The organism is Xanthomonas sp. WHRI 7065 (genome assembly GCF_040203115.2).
Taxonomy (GTDB): domain Bacteria; phylum Pseudomonadota; class Gammaproteobacteria; order Xanthomonadales; family Xanthomonadaceae; genus Xanthomonas; species Xanthomonas arboricola.
Window position 1 is genome coordinate 4,934,383 of the sequence record NZ_CP168194.1, and the last position, 21,107, is coordinate 4,955,489.

Consider the following 21,107-nt stretch of genomic DNA (forward strand, 5'->3'; position numbering starts at 1 on the left):
CCCAGGATGTGCCCGATGTACGGCGAATTCAGTCTCTACGGTGTGTTCGTTCCCACCTTGCTGGCGTTGATGACGCTGGCCTACCTGCTCAACAGCGCCATCGGCGCGCTGCTGACCCGGGCCGGTGCGTACCGGCATATCTGGCACCCGGCGCTGTTCAACCTGGCGCTGTACATCGCGCTGCTGGGCGGCCTGTTTTCCCTTACCCGTTGGATGCAATCGTGAAAAAGCTGATCAAGAACGCGGGGCCGGCGCTGTTGACCCTGGCAATGGTGGTGGTGGCGGCCGTGGTGCTGCAGCACCTGTGGCGTTATTACATGGAAGCGCCGTGGACGCGCGATGCGCACGTGGGCGCCGATGTGGTGCAGGTGGCGCCGGATGTGTCCGGGCTGGTGGAGGACGTGGCGGTGGCCGACAACCAGGCGGTGCGGCGCGGGCAGTTGCTGTTCGTGGTGGACCGCGCACGCTATGCGATCGCGCTGGAACAGGCGCGCGCCGCGCTGGCCGAGCGCCAGGCCACCTTGAGCCAGTTGCGCCGCGAGATCGCGCGCGACCGCAGCCTGCAGGACCTGGTGGCTGCCGAAGATGCCGAGGTACGCCGCTCCAATGTGCAGAAAGCGCAGGCGGCGGTGGCCACCGCGCAATCGGCGGTGGACCTGGCCCAGCTCAACCTGGACCGCACGCAGGTGCGCAGCCCGGCCGACGGCCATGTCAGCGACCGCACCGTGCGCGTGGGCGATTACGTCAGCGCCGGGCACCCGGTGGTGGCGGTGCTGGATACCGGCTCGTTCCGCGTCGACGGCTATTTCGAAGAGACCCGCCTGCAGGGCGTGCATGCCGGCCAGCGCGTGGACGTGCACCTGATGGGCGAGCCGGCCACCTTGCACGGGCATGTGCAGAGCATCGCCGCCGGTATCGAGGACCGTTACCGCAGCGGCAGCGCCGGCGCGTTGCCCAACGTCACCCCGGCATTCGACTGGGTGCGGCTGGCGCAGCGCATCCCGGTGCGCATCGTGCTGGATCGGGTGCCGGCGCATGTGCAGCTGATCGCCGGGCGCACCGCCACCGTGACCATCCTGCCGGACGCCGTGCGCGACGCCGCCACCCCGCCTGCCCGCGTGCAGGCCAAGGCCGCGCCATGAACCGCACCGTATTGCGTCCCCTGGGACTGGCCACGCTGCTGGCCGCATTGAGCGCCTGCACCACGGTCGGCCCGAACTACGCGGTGCCGGCGGAGTCGGCCTACCAGCGCCCGGCCGCCAATGCCGCGTTTGGCGACACCGGCAACGACCAGGTGCAGGCCGGCGCGCCGCTGCCGGCACGCTGGTGGGCGCTGTACCAGGACCCGATGCTGGATGGCCTGATCGAACAGGCCTTGCGCGACAACGTCGAGCTGAAGGTGGCCGGTGCCAACCTGCGCCGCGCCGCCGCGGTGTACGAACAGGCGCTGGACGCGGGCGGTTTCGATTACGAGGTGGAGGCCGGCGTCAGCCGCGCGCAGGTCTCGGCCGAGGCCTTCCTGCAGCAGGAAAAACTGCCGGTGTTCAACCTGGCCGACGGCAAGTTCGGGGTGTCGTATCAGTTCGATCTGTTCGGCAAGCTGCAACGCGGTGCCGAGGCCGCGCAGGCCGACACGCAGGTCGCCCAGGCCGCGATCGACCTGGCGCGCGTCAACGTGGCCGCGCAGGTGGCCGGCAGCTACGTGGAGATCTGCCACGCCAACCACGAGCTGCACGTGGCCGAGCATTCGCTGCAGTTGCAGCAGCGCAGCCGCGACATCACTCAGCGCCTGATCGCTGCCGGCCGCGGCACCCCGCCCGATCTGGCCCGCGCCACCGCGCAGGTGGCAATGCTGGAAGCGGCGCTGCCGCCGCTGCGCGCGCGCCGCCAGGCCGCCGGTTACCAACTGGCCGCGCTGCTCGGCAAGATGCCCGGCGAGGTGCCGGCCGGCGTGGACGACTGTGCGCACGCGCCGGCCCTGCAGCGCCCGATTCCGATCGGCGACGGCCGCGCGCTGCTGGCGCGTCGCCCGGATGTGCGCCAGGCCGAACGCCGGCTGGCGGCAGCCACCGCGCGCATCGGCGTGGCCACCGCCGAGCTGTATCCGGATATCCGTCTGGGCGGCTCGATCGGTGCCACCGGCCTGCTGGCCGACTTCGGTGAGCCGGCCACGCATGCCTGGTCGTTCGGCCCGCTGATCTCGTGGACGCTGCCATCCGGCGGTGCGCGTGCGCGCGTGCGCGCCACCGAAGCCGGCGCGGACGCGGCGCTGGCGCAGTTCGACAACACCGTGCTGCAGGCGCTGCGCGAGGTGCAGACCGCCTTGTCGCGTTACGCGCAGGATCTGGACCGCCTGCATCTGCTGGAACAGGCGCAGCAACAGGCCGACCTGGCGTCGGCGCAGAACCGGCGCTTGTACCAGGGCGGGCGCACGCCGTATCTGTCCAGCCTGGATGCCGAGCGCACGCTGGCCACCGCCGACATGACGCTGGCCAATGCGCAGGCGCAGGTCTCGCAGGATCAACTGCAGCTGTTCCTGGCGCTGGGCGGCGGCTGGGAAGCAGCCGCCGGCCGCACCGACCCGACTACCGCGCGATGAGTGCGCTGCTCCGCGATCGCCAGGCCTGGCTGTTTTCGGCCAAGACCTTCGCCGCCTCGATCGCGGCGTTGTACGTGGGGCTGGCCGGCAACCTGTCGCGGCCGTACTGGGCGATGGCCACGGTCTACATCGTCTCCCAGCCGCTGCTCGGCCCTACCCGCGCCAAGGGCGTGTACCGCGTGCTCGGCACCTTGCTGGCCGGCGCGGCCACCCTGGTGATGCTGCCGAACCTGGTGGAGACGCCGCTGCTGCTCAGTGCGGCGATGGCGTTATGGCTGTCGGCCTGCCTGTTCCTGGCGCTGCTCAATCGCGGCCCGCGCGGTTATGCGTTTTTGCTGGCCGGCTACACCACCGCCTTCATCGGCTTCCCGGCGGTGACCGCGCCGGAGGGCATCTTCGACACCGTGGTGGCGCGCAGCGAGGAGATCATCCTGGGCACGGTGATGGCGGTGCTGTTCGCCGCACTGGTCTTCCCCGCCTCGGTCAAGCCGATGCTCACCGCGCGCATCGGCAACTGGATGCAGGACGCCGCGCAATGGTGCCGGCAGGTGCTGCAGCGCGGCCCGTCGCAGGCACCGCGCAATCGGCTGGCCGCCGATCTGGTGCAGTTCGAGGCCTTGATTGCCTTCGTCCGCCACGACGACCCACGCCATGCCGGTGCCGTCCCCACGCTGGAACAACTGCGCGCACGCATGCTGATGCTGCTGCCGGTGCTGTCGTCGATGGCCGATCGGCTGGATGCGTTGCAGCGCGATGGGTCTGCGTTGCCGCTCGCCACCGCCGCGCTGCTGGAGGACGTCGCAGCCTGGGTGGACCAGGGCGAGGACGCACCCAGCGATGCGGACGTCGGCGCCTTGCGCGCACGCATCGCCGCACTGCGCCCGGTGGTGGATCAGGACATCGAGCATCTGCTGCTGGCCAGCCTGCTGCTGCGGCTGGAAGAGCTGCTCGACCTGTGGCAGGACTGCCGCGCGCTGCAGCAGGCGGTGGTGCACGGCACGGCGACGCCGGTGCTGCGCGCGATGCCGGCTGCGGCGAGACAAGCTGCAACGGTGGAATCATCCGAACGGGCTGACACTGAACAAAGCGAAGCTGCTGTGCGTTCGCGCACGCAATCCTCGTTGCTGCAGCGCCTGACCTGGTCACCGCGCAACACAACCGACGCACCGGCAGCTGCCAGTACCCCCCGCCATATCGATTACGGCATGGCCGCGTTTTCCGCCCTGAGCGCGGGCTTTGCGTTGATGGCGTACTGCGTGCTGTGGATCGGCATCGGCTGGGAAGGCGGCGGCAACGGCGCGATGATGGCGGCGGTGACTGCCGCATTCTTCGCCGCGCAGGACGACCCGGCGCCGAGCATGCTGTCGTTCCTGACCTGGGCGGTGGTGGCCAGCGTGGTCGCCGGCATCTATCTGTTCGGCATCTTCCCGGCCATCCACGATTTCCCGATGCTGGTGTTGGTACTGGCGGCGGTATTCCTGCCGATCGGCGCGTTGCTGCATCGCCCCAAGACCATGCTGATCGCGCTGCCGCTGGTGGTGAACCTCACCGCGCTGCTGAGCCTGCAGAACACCTACAACGCCAATATCCAGAGCTTCGTCAACGCGGCGGTGGCGATGGTGCTGGGGATTGGATTTGCCGTGGTGCTGACGCGCTTGTTCCGCTCGGTGGGCGCCGAATGGAGCGCGCGCCGGCTGGTGCGCCAGGGCTGGCGCACGCTGGCCGATGCCGCCGAAGGCCGCGGCGCGCAGGACCGGCAGCACTTTGCCGCCCGCATGCTGGACCTGCTCGGCCTGCTCGCGCCCCGGCTGGCATTGACACCGGAAGGCAGCGAGCTGGCCTCGGTGGATATGCTCAACGAAGTCCGCGTGGGCTTGAACATCCTGCAACTGCGCAGCGCGCGGCATGGTTTGCCGCAGCCGAGCGTTGAGGCGGTGAACGCGATCCTGGCCGATGTTGCCGCGCACTACCGGCAACAGATCGCGCACAGGCGCCCGCTGCCTGCGCCGGACACACTACGTGCGCGGCTGGATGCGTCGCTGGCGCGCGTCGGCAAGGTGCCGGCGGGTGCACATCGCGATGAAGCGCTGCTGGGGTTGATCGGCTTGCGTTACAGCGTGTTTGCGCAGACGGCGCCGCATTCCCAGGCAAACGCCGGTACTCGTCCGCCCTTGGCCCCTCTCCCTGCGGGGCGATAAGGCACTGCCTGCGCGCCACTGGCGCGCGTGCCTTGGAGCGCCCCCGCTGCTGGCGCGGGCCGGGGCGCGGTGCGGGTTGGGGTGAGGGGTCGTGTACCAATCCACGACCGCAGGATCGATGCTTCACCTTGCGGCGCGTGGCGACGCGCTCACCACAGTCGGCGTGCCAGTCACCGGAGGCGCCCCGCATCCGCCCCTTCGGGGCCCTTCTCCCGACGGGAGAAGGGCAGAGCATCAGCGCTTGCGCTGATGCATCGCCGCTTCGTCGTCCAGCCAGTTGCTGCCCTTGTTGGTCAGGAAGAACATGTAGACCACCAACGACACCGCGATCACCGCTGTCGCGTAGATCACGAACTCGCTGACGTGACCGGTCTTCAACGAGGCCTGGTACAACAGCGGCGCGGTGCCGCCAAAGGCGGAGTTCGCCAACGCATAGCCCAGGCCCACGCCCAGCGCGCGCACATGGGTGGGGAACAGTTCCGCCTTCACCACCGCATTGATCGAGGTATAGCCGGTCAGGATCACAAAGCCCACGGTGAGGATGGCGAACGCGGTCAGCCAGTCGGTCTGCTTGGGCAGCTCCATCACCAGGAACCAGGTGTAGAGCACCCCGCCGATGCCGAAGAACACCAGCAGGCTCTTGCGCCCGACGATGTCCGACAACCAGCCGCCAACCGGCTGCATCAGCATCAGCACCGTCAGCGCGACCAGGTTGATGATGGTGCCGGCCATCACGTCGCCACCGGCGAACGCGGTCTGGATCATCTTCGGCCCGGTGACCGAATAGGTGTAGAACGCGATCGTGCCGCCGGCGGTGATCAGGAAGCACAGCAGCAGCGGGCGCCACTGATTGACGAACAGCTCGCGCATCGAGCCCGACGCCTTGGCCTTGCCGGTGCGCGAATCGGCGATGGATTCGGAGCTCAGCGACTCGTCCATGGTCTGGCGCAGCCAGAACACCACCAATGCACCGATGCCGCCCAGGCCGAATGCCACGCGCCAGCCCCACTCGGACACCTGCGGCGCATCGAAGAAATGCAGCATCACCAGCAACGTGGTCTGCGCCAGCACGTGCCCGCCAACCAGCGTGACGTAATGGAACGAAGACAGGAACCCGCGCCGGCCGGGAATCGCCGCCTCGGACATGTAGGTGGCGCTGGTGCCGTACTCGCCGCCGGTGGCAAAGCCCTGCAGCAGGCGCGCCAGCAACAGGATGATCGGCGCGGCGATGCCGATCGTGGCCACCGTCGGCGTCACCGCGATGACGAACGAGCACAGCGCCATCATCGACACCGAGATGGTCAGCGCCAGCCGGCGGCCGTAGCGGTCGGCGAAGCGGCCGAAGTACCACGCACCGATCGGGCGCATCAAAAAGGTCATCGCAAAGATCGCCCACACGAACATCGTGGCGTTCTTATCTTCCTTGGAGAAGAACTGCGATTCGAAGTAGGTGGCAAACACCGAGTAGACGTAGACGTCGTACCACTCGACCAGATTGCCGGCCGATCCCTTGAGCGTGTTGGACACCGAACGGCGAAGGCTACCGGGGGCTGCGCCAGAACCGGCGGCGATCGGAGACGTTGGGGGTGCGCTCATGCAGTCAGAACCTTGTGGGTGGGACACCCCGGAAGTATAGGTGCGTGCTTGTGTGACGCATGTAAGCATTTCGGCGCATACACAGGCCTGGCAACGGCCGGCAGCGGCGCGCGCTTCAGCCCGCTTCCGGCAGTCGTCGGTGTGGTGCTTGCGGCCGCGGGCAACAGCGCAACTGCTGGTTTCTGCCAGTGACGCCCGGCACTCGCTACGGCAGCACCTGCCTGAGCGTCTCGATGAATGCACGCAGCCCGGGGGAATCTGCCGATGCCCCGGGTCACATAGCACCAGTCCCGGCACCGCCGGGCACCACGGCTCAAGCACGCGCGTTGGCCCCCTGGATGCGTCAAAATTGCCGGCATCACTGGCCGCAAGGACGCTTTGGGCGCCGCCGCATGAGCAAGCACCACACCGACATCAGCAAGTTCCTCAGTTTCGTGCTGCGCCACGAGCCGCAGGCGATCGGACTCACGCTCGACTCGGAGGGCTGGGCCGAACTGGACGCGTTGATTGCCGGCGCCCGGGCCCACGGCACCGCGCTCGATCTGGAGCTGATCCAGGCGGTGGTCGCCGGCAGCGACAAGAAACGCTTTGCGCTGTCTGCCGATGGGCAGCGGATCCGCGCAGTGCAGGGGCATTCCACGCCAACCGTGGCCTTGCAGCTCGAAGCCAGGGTGCCGCCCGAGGTGCTGTATCACGGCACCGCCACGCGCTTTCTCGAAGCGATCATGGCCGAGGGTTTGCGCCCCGGCCAGCGTCACCATGTGCATCTGTCCGACAACCCGCAGACCGCCGCATCGGTGGGGCAGCGCTACGGCGAGCCGGTGGTGTTGCAGGTCGACGCCGGGCGCATGCATCGCGACGGCCTGCGGTTCTTCCAGGCCGACAACGGCGTCTGGCTCACCGCGCAGGTTCCGGCAGCATTCCTGACCCGCCCGCGCTGAGCTGAGGCACGCCGCAGGCCTGCCACCGGTATCGGTGCGCGGTGCCGGCCAGCACCTGGGCCGGCACGGACACGCGCAGACGCCGGACGCATCCCCCTTCACGGCCCCCATGCCGCCCGCCTTGCCAGAATGCCGGCCGCTTGGGGCTGTCGATGGCAGGGGAACCGGAGTTGGATGCATGACATGGATCATCGTGGCCACGGTCGTCACCACGCTGGTGGTGGGGCTGCTGCTGCTCAACTTCGCCACGCCCGAGAAAAAGCTCGAGCACATTCCCAGCCATTGCTACGACGTCGCCGACCCGCAGTTCAAACGCGAGATGTCGGTGTTGCTGGGTCCGGCGATCCTGCCCGGCAACAAGATCCAGGTGCTGCACAACGGCAGCGAGATCTTCCCGGCGATGCTGGCCGCCATCCGCAGCGCGCAACGCACCATCACCTTCGAAACCTATATCTACTGGTCGGGCGAGATCGGCCGCGAGTTCAGCCAGGCGCTGTCCGAGCGCGCGCGTGCCGGGGTCAAGGTGCGCGTCACCATCGACTGGGGCGGCAGCCTGAAGATGGATGCCTCGCTGGTGCAGGACATGACCGACGCCGGGGTGGAGGTGCATCGCTACCGCCCGCTGACCTGGTACAACCTGCACCGCGTCAATAACCGCACCCATCGCAAGCTGCTGGTGATCGATGGCCGCATCGGCTTCACCGGCGGCGTTGGCGTGGCCGACCAGTGGATGGGCGATGCGCAGGACCCGGAGCACTGGCGCGACTCGCATTACCGCATCGAAGGCCCGGTGGTGGCGCAGGTGCAGGCCGCCTTCAACGACAACTGGATCAAGACAACCGGCCGCGTGCTCAACGGCGCCGAGTACTACCCCGAGCTGGCACCGGCCGGCGACAGCGACGCGCAGCTGTTCGTGGCTTCGCCGGCCGGCGGCAGCGAGAGCATGCACCTGATGTACCTGATCGCCATTGCCGCGGCGCGCAGCTCCATCGACCTGGCCGCCGCCTACTTCGTGCCGGATGCGCTGATCACCCGTTCGCTGCTGGAAGCGCGTGCGCGCGGCGTGCGCATCCGCGTGCTGCTGCCGGGCAAGCATATCGATGCGGTCTCGGTGCGGCTGGCCTCCAAGGCCAGCTGGGAGCCGCTGCTGCAGGCCGGCATCGCCATCCACGAATTCCTGCCCACCATGCTGCACACCAAGCTGCTGATCATCGACGGCCTGCTGGTCTCGGTGGGCTCGACCAATTTCGACATCCGCTCGTTCCGCCTCAACGACGAGGCCAGCCTGAATGTCTACGACCGTGACCTGGCCGCGCAGATGACCGAGGTGTTCGAGCGCGACCTGCAACGGGCCGAGCTGTACACGCTGGAGCGCTGGCGCAAGCGGCCGCTGCGGCAGAAGCTGGGCGAGAAGCTGGTGGTCCCGTTCCGCTCGCAGGTGTAGGCGACGGCCTTCCCCCACCTGGCAGTAAGCGCACCCGCTCAGCGCTGCACACTCGAGCAGGCGCTCACGCCTGCAGCCGCAGCTGGCGCAGCCGCCACCACAGCCCGCCAACGTGCACCAGCGAGTACAGCACCAGCGCTGCGGCAATGCCCAGCGTCAACGGGCTGGCCTGCGAGCCGGCCGCCGCCGCGCCCGCGCTGAAGGCGCCATCGGCCCAGCGCCAGGCCAGGCGCCCGAGCAGTACCAGCGTCAGGCCGCCGCCGATCCATGGATTGGGCGTATACCAGCCGCGCCCTTCCACCCATTCGGCATGCGTGTAGCGCAGCGACAGCGCGCCCAGCCCGATGCCGACCAGCGTTCCCACGGCAATCCCCAGCCGAACCTGCGGCAAGCCATACACCGCAAACGCCAGCGCTGCCGCCGCAATGAGCAGCACCACCGCACGCACAGCAGTGCCAACCGGCTTCCATTGCTGGCGGCCGAAGCTGCGCCGGATGCGCCGGTAGTAGAGGAAGGCGATGGCCGCCATCGACAGATATGGCGTCAGCGGTGCGATGGCAGCAGCGGGCATGGCGATTCCTTTGCGGGGTGAGGTGACCGACGCAGAATGAAACCGGCCCCCGCAGCGAACAAGGTGCCAAGTGTCACTTTCTGCGCGCACAGGCGGGTTCTGCGCGCACAGGCGGGTTGCCCGGGCGAACACCGCCGCGCGCGGCAATCGCGACAGGCAACCGACCTTCGCGCAGGACCGGCCTGCCGGCCACCGCCGGTGAACGCCCCAGTCGCGCGCCTGCCATTGCCACACGCGAAGCGGAGCCGCACGGGTAGACTTGCCGGCAGAGTTCCCCCACCGCAGTGCCATGTCCGCCATCAAGCAAGAAGCCCGCACGCTGATCGACACGCTGCCCGAGACGGCAGGATGGGACGACGTGGTTCGCGTCGTGGACGCCGCCAGCTTCGAGGCCGCCGTGCTGGACGGCATGGCCGCAGCGGATCAGGGCGCCTTTGCCGCGCCGGCACAGGTGAGCGCACTGTTCGCCAGATGGGGCGTTGATGTTGCGGCGTGACTGGACCGTCCCGGCCGCCAGGCAACTCGCACACGCCCAGGATCACTACCACGCGCTCAACCCGACCGCCGCCGCCGCGATGGCGCGGCAGGTGCTGGAAGCCACCCGCACCCTGGCCGAGCAACCCGGCCGCGGCCGCGCCGGCCGCGTTGCCGGCACCCGCGAATGGGTGGTCAAGCAAACGCCCTACGTGCTGGTCTACCGCGTGCGCGACGACGCGCTGCAGCTGCTGCACGTCCGCCTGGAGACGCAGGACTGGCTGCCGCGCACCGAGCCGCTGATCGAACGCATCGAACCCTGGATCGCCGCGCTAATCAGCGCTCTGCTGCACGTGCTGATGCTGCTGATCCTGCTGTCGGCCTCCACGCCCACCATGACCCCGCCGCAGGGCTCGGCCAGCGGCGGCCGCACCAAGGTGGATTTTGTCGGCGACACCGCCACGCCCGAGCAACCCACGCCCTCGCCGACCCCGACTCCGCCGTCGCAAACGCCCGCACCCGTGCAACCGCCGCCGGCCGCCTCGCCGGTGCAGTCCACCCTGGTCAAGACCGCCAAGAACCCGATCCCGCCGGCAGGCAACACCCGCCGCGGCGGCCTGGTCGAGCAGCGCCAGACGCAACCGGTGCAGCGCCCCACCCCGCCGCAGCCGCCGGCAGAACCCTCGTCGCCGCCGCAGCGCCGCCCCGAAACCTGGACCGGCCGCCCACCGGGCATGCTCGAAGAACAAGCCGATGCCGCCGAAGACGGCATGTCCAACACGCCCACCATCAGCGAAGGCCGCCGCCGCGATCGCAACAACGCCCAACCCAGCATGGATGTGGGCGGCTACCAGGTCTATTACGAAGTGCGCAGCGAAACCCAGCTGCGCAACTGGCGCGACCAGGGCATGAAGGAAGTGGCCATCATCCTGCCCGGCACCCAGTACCGGATGGTCTGCCCGCTGGAAGTCGCGCTCAAGCGCGGCTCCAGCAAATGCCGCCTGCTGCCGCCGGACTCGCCGGAGCTCAAAGACATCGGCGATGCCCGCGAGGTCATCAACATGATGGAGGTCTACAAGCAAGGCGAGCCGGTATGGCGCGGGCCCGGGCCGTATCGGTGAGTGGTGGGGCCAGGTTGGCCCCGGATTTCACTTATTGCTGGTGCGGGGATGACTGCAATAGCAGCCGCGCAAGGCCTGACCGTTGCAACTCGCGACACGGCACCGTTCGCAGCGATGGCGTTGGAGGTCATCGACCCGTGGAGTTGATCTGGAGCGTGCGGTGCTAAACCGCCATTTCGCCCGACCCCTCTAAGGTGCTGCTTTGAAAACAGCAGTCGAACGAGCCGAAGCTGCCTTCGGCGCGTTCACCGATTACCCGGCGGTTGCAGACATCAGCGGCCCTGGTCTTTGCCCAACTTGGTACCCAGGGCTCCCTTGAACGGCGCCGGATTGCTGGTCACCAGGCAGTTGTAGGTCTTGTCGCTGTTGAGAACCAGCACGGACGACTGCGGCCCCTTGAAGTCCAGCCCGACCGAGAACAGCACATAGGTGTTGGGCAGCGCGCTCGGCCGAAACGCACCGAAGGCATACTCCCCGGACAAGCCCAACGGTGACAGCGGTATCGTCACCGTCATCGGCTGCGTGCCCCCAGGCGATGGAAGCGACGAGGACGCAGACATCATCTTGGACTGCACGTCGATGGAGTACTTGGTGGTGACCGCCGAGCCCAGGTACTTGGAACCCGGTGCGGAAACCTGCTTGCGACAGGCCGCAATGTCTTCGGGCTTCTGATCTTGCTGGCCCGTCTGCAGCGTGGCAAAGACATAGCTCAGCGTGACCGTATCCGCCCCGGTGACCGGTGCGGCAACGGCAGCGTCCATGCACAACGCGGCCACGACGAGTGAGAGGCCACAGGCCGCAAGCGCACCGCGATAGCTGGTTTTACGTTTCATTTCGATCGTTCCCTGGTGTGATGCAAGGTGTCGGCAGCGGCTGCCGCTTGCGCCTTGAATGGACATTCGCAACGGCACCTGTGCATAACGCCAAGCGGCAGATGATCGATTGCGTACGATGACGACATGCGTGTGTGTGGCAGCACCACACCTACGCCAACCAGCTGGCCACGCCGCTGGTGGGTTCATCGTTGAAGACCAAGACCTTGCAAACCCGGCAAATCGTCTCAACGACGCCGTTGCGTGATGCAGTTTGGAATTCGGGAGCGAACACCGCGCTGTCCACGGCTCACGTCAAGCATCAGTCGAGGCAAAGCGGCTATTTGAAGCGCTTAGGACTTGCAACTTCCAGTAACGCCAGTAGAAGTGTGGTCGCCTACTTGAAGAGGCGTGGATTGCAGGAATATCTCAATGCATACATTTGGATGTGGCACAAAATGGATCGCCTGGGCAGCCCTGACGATCCAACTCAGCTATTCATCAACCATGGGAAGCTTGTAGTACGCTGGTATCGTCTGCACGGAAGGAGTGTTGATGTACCAGCCTGCCTGGTAAGGCTCAGGACCGCGCGGACATTCTATTCAAGTGATTGGTTGTATCAGGAGATCGCCATGCCACGCATCGTGCTAAACGGGTGGGCCGCAACGCTTGCACTTACCGGGCTTGCGGTGCTCCCGCTTTCATCCTGCGCCAATGCAGATACTGCACGTACCGCTTCGACACAGGAAGACACCATGAAATCAGGAGCCAGCCCAATGCTTGAAGAGATTTATGCATCAAAAAAGCCCGTTCGATTCGAACAGGTCGACGTTAGTAGCATCGTTGCCAAGTACGTTCCTCTGGGAACAACAAAGTTGGTGGTGCTGGAGACGTTCAGCAAATCTCCAACGTCAAAGATTGTTGAAGACACCCCAGGCAAGGTGGTCGTCAGGGACAATAAGGGGCAGGCAATGCTTGATCCAGATGCACGTTCCGTTGTGATGACTTTTTCTTTGGATGCCGACGGCAAGGTGACACACGTCGACGCCGTCCACATCAAGAATCAGTAAGCCAACGGAGACCATCATGGACGAGAAGATTGAAGTTGGATATCGCAACATCGGGTCTGCGCTGGGCAAGGAGTACCATCACAAATTCCTTCTCTACACAGATAAAGAGGGCAACCAGCACACCATCAGCGGCTGGACCGGCGATGAGCAACCTGGATTGCCGTATGGCCGGATGCATGTTGAGACTAATCTGCCCTACAACCGGGCCAACCCCGATCATCGCGACAATCCGAATGCGGTTGGACAAAAGCAATATCGCGAAGAGATCACACACGGTGCGGACTTGTCGGGAACCTGGGCACGCATGGTCGCCAATGCCAAGAGCAAGGATGACAAGTATCCCTACGATCCCCAGTTGCAAAACTCCAACACTCTGGCCGATAGCGTTCTGCGAGATGTACGCCTTCCGGAACCAAAGAACGATGGCGTTTTCGGCCACTGGGCGCCTGCATCGGGACGACAGCTTGACGAATCGATCCAGCCCTCGGTGCCAGGATTAGGTAACTCAGGACATACCTTCAGCGCAGGCGGAGCACCCCTCGATCCGCATCAGGAAGCGCGGCTACGCGATGACCCATTGTTCAAGCAAGCCTTGGCGGGGCTCGATAAGCTCGGCCCGGATGCAGGCGTCTACACCAATCAGCAAGACAAGGAACGCATTGCCGGTGCTCTGGCGGTCCAGGCCAAACTCAATCGCCCGCCGCTGCCCGAGATCCAGGACGTTATTCCGAATCACACAAACGGCAATATTTTCGCGACGTACAAGAATCCAGGAAATGACATGGATGTATTACGCACGCACGTAGATAAAGCCGAAGCCGTCAAGCAGCCCTTGGCCGAGAACCTGCAGAAGCTCGAAGTTGCCAATCAACAGACCATGCAAGCGTCTACGCAGGAGGCATCACGCGCAGTGGACCAACCAAGTCATGGTGCGCTTGGAATGCGGTGAACAGAAATTGGGAATGCAGTCGTATCGCCTTGCTCCCGCAGCTCGCCGCCGCGGCGCTCTCCCAGCCACAGTTCCAGGCTGCGTGGCGCATCGGCGCTGATCACTTGGATCGCTCATCTACCGGGTCCGGCAGGTCTGGCCGGACCTGGATGCCCAATTGCCGCAACAGCTCGGACATCCGGCCTAGTTGCACAGCGACCTGGCCGCCTGCCGCAAGCCTTCCGCATTGCGGACTGGGCGGATATAGGCGTCGATGTCGGATGCTCGGTCGATTGGGATGCGCATGGCAGTGATCGAATCTAAAGCGGGCTTTAGATTATTCCGGCAGTCAACAGGTACAAGCGAAACCTGAAGCCGACATTAGATTAGCTATCGATTAGGCAGTTACCTGGTTGAAACTGACGCTGGCTTTCGTTTTGGTTACTTGGGGCCGGCCCAGCTTCATGCCGTGGCTCGCGATGCCGGCCGGAGTCTGTGTCGCGTCCGGTTGATGATGTGAGCGCTGGAGCGGGCAGATCGGATACGGTGACCAGACCTCGCGTTGGTGGCGCACGGCCGGCCGGGAACTGGCTACAGTCTGCACAGGGCCGTGTGCGCCCCCTCCATCCACCTGCGTTCCCAAGGATCTGCATGTCTCTGCATCGTTTTGCCCCTCGCCTGGGTCTGGCCGTTGGCCTGTTGTGCGCCTGCTGCACGCACGCCGCCGCACCGGCAGCGGCCCATCGCCTGCTGCGCGTCACGCTGGACGGGGCGAGCGACCAGCCCGTGTCCGGCCGCCTGCTGGTCTTCGCCACCCTGGCCAAGGACGCCCAGGCCGCGGCCAAGGATGGCAAGGACGGCAAAGCCGGCAAGGTGGAGGAAGTGAGCGTGAACCCGTTCCGCCCAACCGCGGTGGCGGTGGCGGCGCAGGAGGTGACCGCGCTTGCCCCCGGTGCCAGCGTCGAGATCGACCTGGACAACATCGCCTTCCCCAGCGGCTTTTCCGCGCTGCCGGCCGGCGAGTACCTGTTCCAGGCCGTGCTGGATCCGGACCACAGTTACAGCTATGCCGGCCGCGATGGCGGCGACCTGTTGAGCGAGGTCACTACGGTGATGCAGGGCAAGGGCAAGCCGTTGCCCACGCTGACACTCAGCAAGCAGGTGCCCGCGTCTGACGACCCGTGGCAGGTGTCGCCGCGGGCGCCGCAGGCGATCCGCGACGCCATCCCGGAGGCCAGGCTGCACAGCGCGGACGCCTCGCTGGTCAGCCCGTCGCTGAGCGCGTTCTGGGGCCGGCCGGTGTCGCTGCGCGCCCGCGTGCTCACCCCGCCCGGCTATGACGCCAAGGCCGCCACCCGCTATCCCACCGTGTATGTCACCCACGGCTTCGGCGGCAATTACAACCGCTTTGCCGGCAGCATCGCCGCCACCTGGAGCGCGATGGCGGCCAAGCAGATGCCGCCGATGATCTGGGTGTTCCTGGACCAGTCCACGCCCACCGGCACCCACGAGTTCGCCGACTCGGTCAACAACGGCCCCTGGGGCACCGCGCTGACCGAAGAGCTGATCCCCGCGCTCGAACGGCAGTACAAGATGGACGGCAACGCCAAGGGCCGGTTCCTCAACGGGCATTCGTCCGGCGGCTGGGCCACGCTGTGGCTGCAGACGCGCTACCCCAAGCTGTTCGGCGGTACCTGGTCCACCTCGCCCGATTCGAGCGACTTCCACGACTTCACCGGGCCGGATCTGTACGCGCCCAATGCCAACGTCTACCGGCGCCCGGACGGCAGCCAGTTCCCGCTGATCCGCGACCAGGGCAAGGTGGTGGCCGACCTGGAAACCTTCGCCAAGCTCGAACGCGTGTTAGGCCCCTACGGCGGCCAGATGACATCGTTCGACTGGGTATTCTCGCCGCGCGGGCCCGACGGCCGCCCGGTGCCGATGTTCGACCGCGACACCGGCAAGGTGGACCCGGCCGTGGTGGCCTACTGGCGCACGCACTACGACATCGCCGCGCGCGTGGCCGCGCAGTGGCCCACGCTCAAGCCGGATCTGGACGGCAAGATCCACCTGATCGTCGGCACCGCCGACACGTTCTACCTGGATGGGGCCGCGCGCAAGTTCCAGGCCGTGCTGGACGGCCTGGGCGCAAAAAGCGACTTCCGCTACCTGGAAGGCCGCACCCACTTCGACCTGTACAAGGAAGGCGAGGACAGCAACGCCTTGATGAAGAAGATTGCCTGGGAGATGTACGCCGTGGCGCGACCCAAACAGTAACGCGCCGGCGCTGCCGATCGGCGTGCCGGCCACCGGCACGCCAGGGCGCGGCGTCACCGGCCCCGATGCTCAGGCCGAGCGCTTGGGCAATTCCCACTCCAGCTGCTGCCTGAGCACCAGCAGCAGCACCTTCAGGCTGCCGCTGCGGACCAGGGCGGCCGGCGTCTGCCCGTCGAGCGCGTTCATGGGCTTGCGGAACCAGCCGATCAGCGCCTCGTTGTTGCCGCCGTTCAAGGCCCAGGCATGGCAGACGATCTCGCCCAGGTTCTCGATGCCGGTGCTGCCCAGCAGCTTGAGGTGCTCCGGCGTGAAGGCGAACAGCGACAGCACCAGCTCGGCGTCGGCGGCCTTGCCGTGGTCGACCGCCATCTGCTGGCTGTGTGCGGTGTTGTAGGCCGCCCCCTGCGCGCGGAAGTCTTCGGCACGCCGCATGCCGGTGAGCAGTGATGCAATGAGGTCGGCGCGTTCCATAAAGCAGTCCAACGGTGTGATAGCGCGCACGCTATCCGCGTCGCCGCCACTGCTCAATCAGGAGTCTCCTGACAGCGGCGCTGGGCGTCAGCGGCCGTTGCATTACGCGCCGGCCGGCCCGTGCGGGGTTGGCGGGCCGGCGGCGGCTTCGGTGGCCGAGTCCCGCTTGCGCGCCCGCCCGGAAGCGGCGCCAACCATTGGCAGCGCTTAACGCAGGGATTGCTAGCATCCGGGCGCGTCACTGGCAGCAGCCCGCCTGCAGGGCTACCGTATTGGAGTGTCATCTCATGAGGAGTTGTCAGATGCCCTGGAAATCCGCCCTCGCCGTGCTTGCCCTGTCCACCGCCGCCCTGCCGGCCTTGGCCCAGTCCGACCGCCAGGTGGTCGAGGACATGCTCACCCGCTCGGCCAATGTCTGCCCCGGCCACAGCACCGACCGCACCGCGCCCACCGTCAAGGCCGTGCCCGTGGGCGCACTACGGGTGATGCTGGAACGCGGCCTGGTCATGTGCCCGGACCGCCGCCTGGATGCCGCCGCGCCTGCGGTGTTCTACGGCCGCCTGGGCGTGTTCGCCTGGAACCCGGAAGTGCCCGCCGGCAAGACGGTGATCGTCAAGCAGATCGACACCATGACTCGCAACGAGGAATACCCCGCCGAAACGCTGGTGTGGGACGCCAAGGGCACCGCGCTCAAGCAGCAGACCGTGCCGATGTTCGAGCCCAAGCCAGGTGCGGCGGTGTTGTACAAGGTGCGTTGAGCGCAGGCACACGCCACCGATGCGCGACCCATTGCAACCAAACACCCTGCGCCCGCGCGATCGCGCAAGGCGACGCAGGCGCAGGGTGTGGCTAGGCATCGGTATCGTCCTGCTGCTGGTCGCACTGGGCGGCTACCGCTGCACGGCAAGCCCGGCCGAGCAACGGCAGCAGACGTACTGGCGCGACAAAGCCGAGCGGGAACTGACACCAGGCATGTCGCAAACGCAGGTACTGGCCTGGGCGGAGCGCAATGCGCTGCGCACCGCCATGGGCATGGGTCCCACGCTCATGGCCGCCCCCGTGCGAACGCGGTGGCCGCATTTTCCCTGCGCAACCACGTTCACCATGATTTCGCTGACGTTCGATGCACAGGGAACGCTGGTTTCCTTCCGAGTCGGTCGAGGGGGCACCTGTCTGTAGAGCGGCAGTTGCCGCCTGGTCCACGACGCGCGCTGCATTGGCTGGTTGCGCTGCGTGTCAGGCCTCAGCGAGCGTCGATTCCGACGCCGGCACCCGCCGGGGCTGCGGAAAGCCGCACGTGCCGGCGCGCGGCGTTGGCGATTGCGCTCCCCACCATGTGGATCAGCAACGGCACCGCCCAACTGGCCCATAGCAGCACCGCGATCGTATCGGGCGATGGCGCCACCCCGGCCCCGACCGCTGCGTAGAGCACCACACGGAACACGACCGGCGCCAAGGTCACCAGATACGCCCGCACCATCCAGCGTCGGTGCCGGCCAACCCGCCCGCGACGGATGGCCACCAGGCCCACGGACGCCACCACCAGCCACGCCGCTTCCGTCGCTGCGAAGGCCACGCGGATCGCCATCGGCGCAGGCGAGGTGGCGATCAACCCGGTGGCGCCAAGCATCGCCACCAACATGCCAACGAAATACGCACGCCCAACCCAGCGGTGCACCCATGCGTGCCTGCGCCAGCCTTGCGTGGCGAACTGCAGCGTGCCGAGGGCGATGCCGGCGGCGCCGCCACCGAGGTGCAGCCACAGCCAGCCACGCCGGGTAAGGAACATGGCGTATGCCGGCGACTCCAGCGCGGCGTACTTCAGGTACACGTGGCGCACGAACTCGGCCGCGAGCGCGGCCAGCGCAAGCCACAACAACGCCCACGCCACACGGGCAAACGGCCTGCTACCTGCTACCTCGACACCTTCGCGCATCGGATCGACCCGCATGCCCCGCTCCTTCGGCCAGCCTGCTCTCGGCAGCGGAACGCTAGCATGGACATGCAGCAGGAGCGTGGGCGCGATCGTAGGTGCGGCGCGGAGGGAAGACTTACGCCTGGCGCTGCATTGCGTGCGATACCGGATCAACACCGTCGCTACCGAGCCGCTGCTCGTAGATCTCGTCGACCACGCCGCGTACCGCGCGGGCGGCATTGAAGATGCTCTCGCCCAGAACCGACAGACTGGTGGCATCCAGCGACTTGCCGCTGCACACCGCCACCATGTCGCTCTGCGCAGTGATCGTGCGCAGCAGCGTATGGAACTGGTCGATCTGCTGCAGGGTGACGCCGAAGGTGAAGGGCTCTGCGTGCGCTTCTATCTTGGCCGCTGGCCGCACGCGCTGCCGAGTATTGGTCGTAAGGGCTCTCGAAGTGCTCATGCCGTCTGTCCTCGACGTGAGCGGACGGGATGTCCGCAAAGCCACCGTAGCGCGCTTTTTCGGATATCTGAAAACCAGATATTTCGCCTGATTTTTTAGCAAAGCACAGGGTTGCGTCTCAAGCCGATTTTGTCGGTTCGATCGTCGCGGTGAAGCGCCGAGGCTCACCAGTAATCGGGTCATCGAATGCCAACGTGTGCGCGAACAATTGCAGTGGCCGCTCCGGATCATCGGGCCGCTGATCTTCCAGCTCTGGATAGAAGCGGTCATACAGGATCGGCGCGCCCAGCGCGGCCATATGCACGCGCAACTGGTGCTTACGCCCGGTGACCGGCTCCAATCGATACGTCCACGTGTCTGCGCCGCGCGCGACCACATCGATCACCGTCTCGCTGTTCGGCTCACCCACGCCCTCGCGCATACGGAAGAACGGCTCGCCCGGCTCCAGCCGGCTGCGATGCACATACGGAAACGTCAGCTCCGGCAGCGGTGGTGCGACTGCCAAGTAATGCTTGCGAATACGTCGCTCGCGGAACAGCGCCTGGTAGATCCCGCGCGATGACGGGTTGGCCGAGAACAACACAAACCCCGCAGTGTCGCGATCGATACGGTGCAGCGGCACCAACGCGGGGTTGTCGAAGCGCCGCGCCAAACGGGTCAAAAGCGTCTGGTGCACATAGGCACCGGCTGGCACCACGGGCAGGAAATGCGGCTTGCAGGCCGCGACAATATGCGCGTCGGCATGCAACACCGTTTCCATTGCCGTGATGATCGGCTCATCCGCGACTTCGCGGAAGTAATAGATCTCCGCACCAACCCGATACGGCGCAGCGATATCCAATGTCTGCTGCTGCGCATCCAGTATGCGCCCACGTGCGAAGCGATCACGCCACGTGTCAGCACCAACGACCGGAAAGCACGCACACAGCGCCTCCCACACCGTGTGCCACGGGCCGGACGGAAGATGGAACTGGCTGGCAGGAGTGCCATCGAGGGTCGGGCGGATAGCGGACATTGCGACAGCAAAAAGCGCACTCAAGCAGATGGGCTGGCATCGTACCTTGTCGCGTCGATTCTCTCCGCAGTGATGTAACAACTCTCAACCCGAGAGAGAGACTTTCGAGCGCTGCGCATTGCATGCATTACTGGGAAGCGCAGCGACCACTACCGCAGCCCGCTTCATCGCGTTGATTGGCATGCAGTTGCGCTAAACAACACGCAAGCGAACTCAAGCTTTGGCGTAAAGAACACACCTGTTTGCCTGCGCACGCGTCGTGCCGAGCGTTGATGAGCCATTGATCGCAACGGCGTGCATGGTCTGCTGACAAAACCCGTTTCAACGGCTATGTTCAAACCGGGAACGGGGGTTCTGGCATGGGACGCAGAAAGAAACAGGGTGGATTCGAAGCGCTAGCCGCATTGCCGTGGCCGGTTGGCTTCGTGATGGGAATCGCTGCGTATCTGGTGGTGCGCTATGGCATCGGCTGGTGGTTCTCTCACCAGGGTGGAATGCTGTCGCAGGGCTTCGCACAGCAATCGAGTGGAATGTTCGCGCCGTTAGCGTGGACGCTGCTCAGCGTCTGCTGGATTGCCGCGCTGTTCTCCTATCTGCGCACGCGCAGCCGGCGACGCTTGCTGGAGACACGCACAAGCCTGGAGAGCCTGGCCGCCGGCGGCTGGCGCCAGTTCGAACGACTGGTCGGCGAAGCCTTCCGCCGCCAGGGCTACAGCGTCGAAGAAACCGGCCTGGGCGGCGCCGACGGCGGCATCGACCTGATCCTGCGCAAGGACAGCCGCCGCACGCTGGTGCAATGCAAACAGTGGAAGCGCCAGCAGGTCGGCGTCAGCGTCGTGCGAGAGATGTACGGCCTGCTAGCCCATCACCAAGCCCACGCAGTAAAGATCGCCTGTATCGGTACCTACACGAAAGATGCCGAGCGCTTTGCCGAAGGCAAGCCGATTGAACTCATTGGGGGCGAGCAGTTGTTGGACATGATCCGAGCGATGCAACAGCAAGGGGCAACACAAATTGCTGCTTCACCAGTACGCATCGATCCTGTCTTTGCCTCAACTGAGCCCACTGTCTCCGCAACCGACACTGCCCTAGGCTGCCCACGCTGTGGCAGCGCGCTTGTGCAGCGACGAAACCGGCGCACCGGTGAGAACTTCCTAGGCTGCACCCAGTTCCCGAAGTGCAGAGGAACTGCATAAATGAACTTGGCCC

20 protein-coding genes and 1 pseudogene are annotated in these 21,107 nt (G+C 66.1%); 14 read left to right on the forward strand and 7 right to left on the reverse strand.

Translation table 11 applies throughout. The annotated features are described in order from the left end of the window. The first annotated feature begins 6 nt into the window (after positions 1–6). Genes ABQY64_RS20510 through ABQY64_RS20525 form a run of 4 tightly spaced genes read left to right on the forward strand, consistent with a single transcriptional unit; the run spans position 7 to position 4,797 of the window. Complete coding sequence (locus ABQY64_RS20510) at positions 7–225, forward strand: DUF1656 domain-containing protein (protein ID WP_024939640.1); 219 nt, start codon at positions 7–9, stop codon at positions 223–225. Beyond that, complete coding sequence (locus ABQY64_RS20515) at positions 222–1,142, forward strand: efflux RND transporter periplasmic adaptor subunit (protein WP_349779559.1); 921 nt, start codon at positions 222–224, stop codon at positions 1,140–1,142. Before ABQY64_RS20510 ends, ABQY64_RS20515 begins: the two co-directional genes overlap by 4 nt. Beyond that, entirely contained in the window at positions 1,139–2,599 is a 1,461-nt protein-coding gene (locus tag ABQY64_RS20520; protein ID WP_349779560.1) for an efflux transporter outer membrane subunit, read from the forward strand. Before ABQY64_RS20515 ends, ABQY64_RS20520 begins: the two co-directional genes overlap by 4 nt. Then, positions 2,596–4,797, forward strand: coding sequence for an FUSC family protein (locus ABQY64_RS20525; RefSeq protein ID WP_349779561.1), 2,202 nt, complete (start codon positions 2,596–2,598; stop codon positions 4,795–4,797). The genes ABQY64_RS20520 and ABQY64_RS20525 overlap by 4 nt, the downstream gene beginning before the upstream one ends. A gap of 234 nt (positions 4,798–5,031) precedes the next feature. On the opposite strand, the gene ABQY64_RS20530 is transcribed toward ABQY64_RS20525, so the two are convergent. Further along, positions 5,032–6,393, reverse strand: a complete 1,362-nt coding sequence (locus ABQY64_RS20530; protein ID WP_024939637.1) for an MFS transporter — start codon at positions 6,391–6,393, stop codon at positions 5,032–5,034. A 392-nt stretch (positions 6,394–6,785) separates the two neighbouring features. Between ABQY64_RS20530 and ABQY64_RS20535 the strand changes: the two genes are divergently transcribed. Continuing rightward, positions 6,786–7,334 (forward strand): RNA 2'-phosphotransferase, encoded by a 549-nt coding sequence (locus tag ABQY64_RS20535; protein WP_166769277.1) that lies wholly within the window; start codon positions 6,786–6,788, stop codon positions 7,332–7,334. 178 nt (positions 7,335–7,512) lie between these two features. Beyond that, positions 7,513–8,778 carry a phosphatidylserine/phosphatidylglycerophosphate/cardiolipin synthase family protein gene (locus ABQY64_RS20540; RefSeq protein ID WP_016902165.1) on the forward strand — a complete coding sequence of 422 codons (1,266 nt, stop codon included), beginning with the start codon at positions 7,513–7,515 and terminating at the stop codon, positions 8,776–8,778. Between the two features lie 64 nt (positions 8,779–8,842). Here the strand turns inward: ABQY64_RS20540 and ABQY64_RS20545 are convergent, their stop codons facing one another. Then, positions 8,843–9,349: a hypothetical protein gene (locus tag ABQY64_RS20545; RefSeq protein ID WP_104599849.1), complete on the reverse strand. Its 507-nt coding sequence runs from the start codon at positions 9,347–9,349 to the stop codon at positions 8,843–8,845. A gap of 289 nt (positions 9,350–9,638) precedes the next feature. On the opposite strand from ABQY64_RS20545, the gene ABQY64_RS20550 reads away from it, so the two are divergent. Continuing rightward, positions 9,639–9,845, forward strand: a complete 207-nt coding sequence (locus ABQY64_RS20550; protein WP_016902163.1) for a hypothetical protein — start codon at positions 9,639–9,641, stop codon at positions 9,843–9,845. Continuing rightward, positions 9,832–10,944 carry a type II toxin-antitoxin system RelE/ParE family toxin gene (locus ABQY64_RS20555; protein WP_102582217.1) on the forward strand — a complete coding sequence of 371 codons (1,113 nt, stop codon included), beginning with the start codon at positions 9,832–9,834 and terminating at the stop codon, positions 10,942–10,944. The genes ABQY64_RS20550 and ABQY64_RS20555 overlap by 14 nt, the downstream gene beginning before the upstream one ends. 272 nt (positions 10,945–11,216) lie before the next feature. Here the strand turns inward: ABQY64_RS20555 and ABQY64_RS20560 are convergent, their stop codons facing one another. Next, a complete protein-coding gene (locus tag ABQY64_RS20560; RefSeq protein ID WP_080715755.1) occupies positions 11,217–11,777 on the reverse strand; it encodes a hypothetical protein in 561 nt (186 codons plus the stop codon). A gap of 191 nt (positions 11,778–11,968) precedes the next feature. Here ABQY64_RS20560 and ABQY64_RS20565 point away from each other — a divergent pair, with 191 nt between their 5' ends. From ABQY64_RS20565 to ABQY64_RS20575, 3 genes are all read left to right on the forward strand, one after another. Then, entirely contained in the window at positions 11,969–12,826 is an 858-nt protein-coding gene (locus tag ABQY64_RS20565) for a DUF6393 family protein (RefSeq protein WP_349779562.1), read from the forward strand. Positions 12,827–12,842: 16 nt separating this feature from the next. Beyond that, positions 12,843–13,775, forward strand: a complete 933-nt coding sequence (locus ABQY64_RS20570; RefSeq protein ID WP_349779563.1) for an XVIPCD domain-containing protein — start codon at positions 12,843–12,845, stop codon at positions 13,773–13,775. Positions 13,776–14,405: 630 nt separating this feature from the next. Then, on the forward strand, positions 14,406–16,031 hold the full coding sequence (locus tag ABQY64_RS20575) for an alpha/beta hydrolase-fold protein (RefSeq protein WP_349779564.1): 1,626 nt from the start codon (positions 14,406–14,408) through the stop codon (positions 16,029–16,031). Between the two features lie 69 nt (positions 16,032–16,100). On the opposite strand, the gene ABQY64_RS20580 is transcribed toward ABQY64_RS20575, so the two are convergent. Further along, on the reverse strand, positions 16,101–16,502 hold the full coding sequence (locus ABQY64_RS20580; RefSeq protein WP_026064237.1) for an antitoxin Xre/MbcA/ParS toxin-binding domain-containing protein: 402 nt from the start codon (positions 16,500–16,502) through the stop codon (positions 16,101–16,103). A 302-nt stretch (positions 16,503–16,804) separates the two neighbouring features. Between ABQY64_RS20580 and ABQY64_RS20585 the strand changes: the two genes are divergently transcribed. Further along, complete coding sequence (locus tag ABQY64_RS20585; protein WP_024939627.1) at positions 16,805–17,260, forward strand: hypothetical protein; 456 nt, start codon at positions 16,805–16,807, stop codon at positions 17,258–17,260. A gap of 19 nt (positions 17,261–17,279) precedes the next feature. Then, on the forward strand, positions 17,280–17,681 hold the full coding sequence (locus ABQY64_RS20590; RefSeq protein ID WP_146011427.1) for a hypothetical protein: 402 nt from the start codon (positions 17,280–17,282) through the stop codon (positions 17,679–17,681). 57 nt (positions 17,682–17,738) lie between these two features. Here the strand turns inward: ABQY64_RS20590 and ABQY64_RS20595 are convergent. The 3 genes and pseudogenes from ABQY64_RS20595 to ABQY64_RS20605 all read right to left on the reverse strand — a co-directional run bounded on the left by ABQY64_RS20595 (position 17,739) and on the right by ABQY64_RS20605 (position 19,898). Continuing rightward, positions 17,739–18,438, reverse strand: a pseudogene (locus tag ABQY64_RS20595) (DUF2306 domain-containing protein). Between the two features lie 115 nt (positions 18,439–18,553). After that, positions 18,554–18,883: a hypothetical protein gene (locus tag ABQY64_RS20600; protein ID WP_349779565.1), complete on the reverse strand. Its 330-nt coding sequence runs from the start codon at positions 18,881–18,883 to the stop codon at positions 18,554–18,556. Between the two features lie 118 nt (positions 18,884–19,001). Next, complete coding sequence (locus tag ABQY64_RS20605) at positions 19,002–19,898, reverse strand: RluA family pseudouridine synthase (protein WP_349779566.1); 897 nt, start codon at positions 19,896–19,898, stop codon at positions 19,002–19,004. A gap of 359 nt (positions 19,899–20,257) precedes the next feature. Here ABQY64_RS20605 and ABQY64_RS20610 point away from each other — a divergent pair, with 359 nt between their 5' ends. Beyond that, positions 20,258–21,094 carry a restriction endonuclease gene (locus tag ABQY64_RS20610; protein ID WP_349779567.1) on the forward strand — a complete coding sequence of 279 codons (837 nt, stop codon included), beginning with the start codon at positions 20,258–20,260 and terminating at the stop codon, positions 21,092–21,094. Positions 21,095–21,107: the final 13 nt, after the last annotated feature.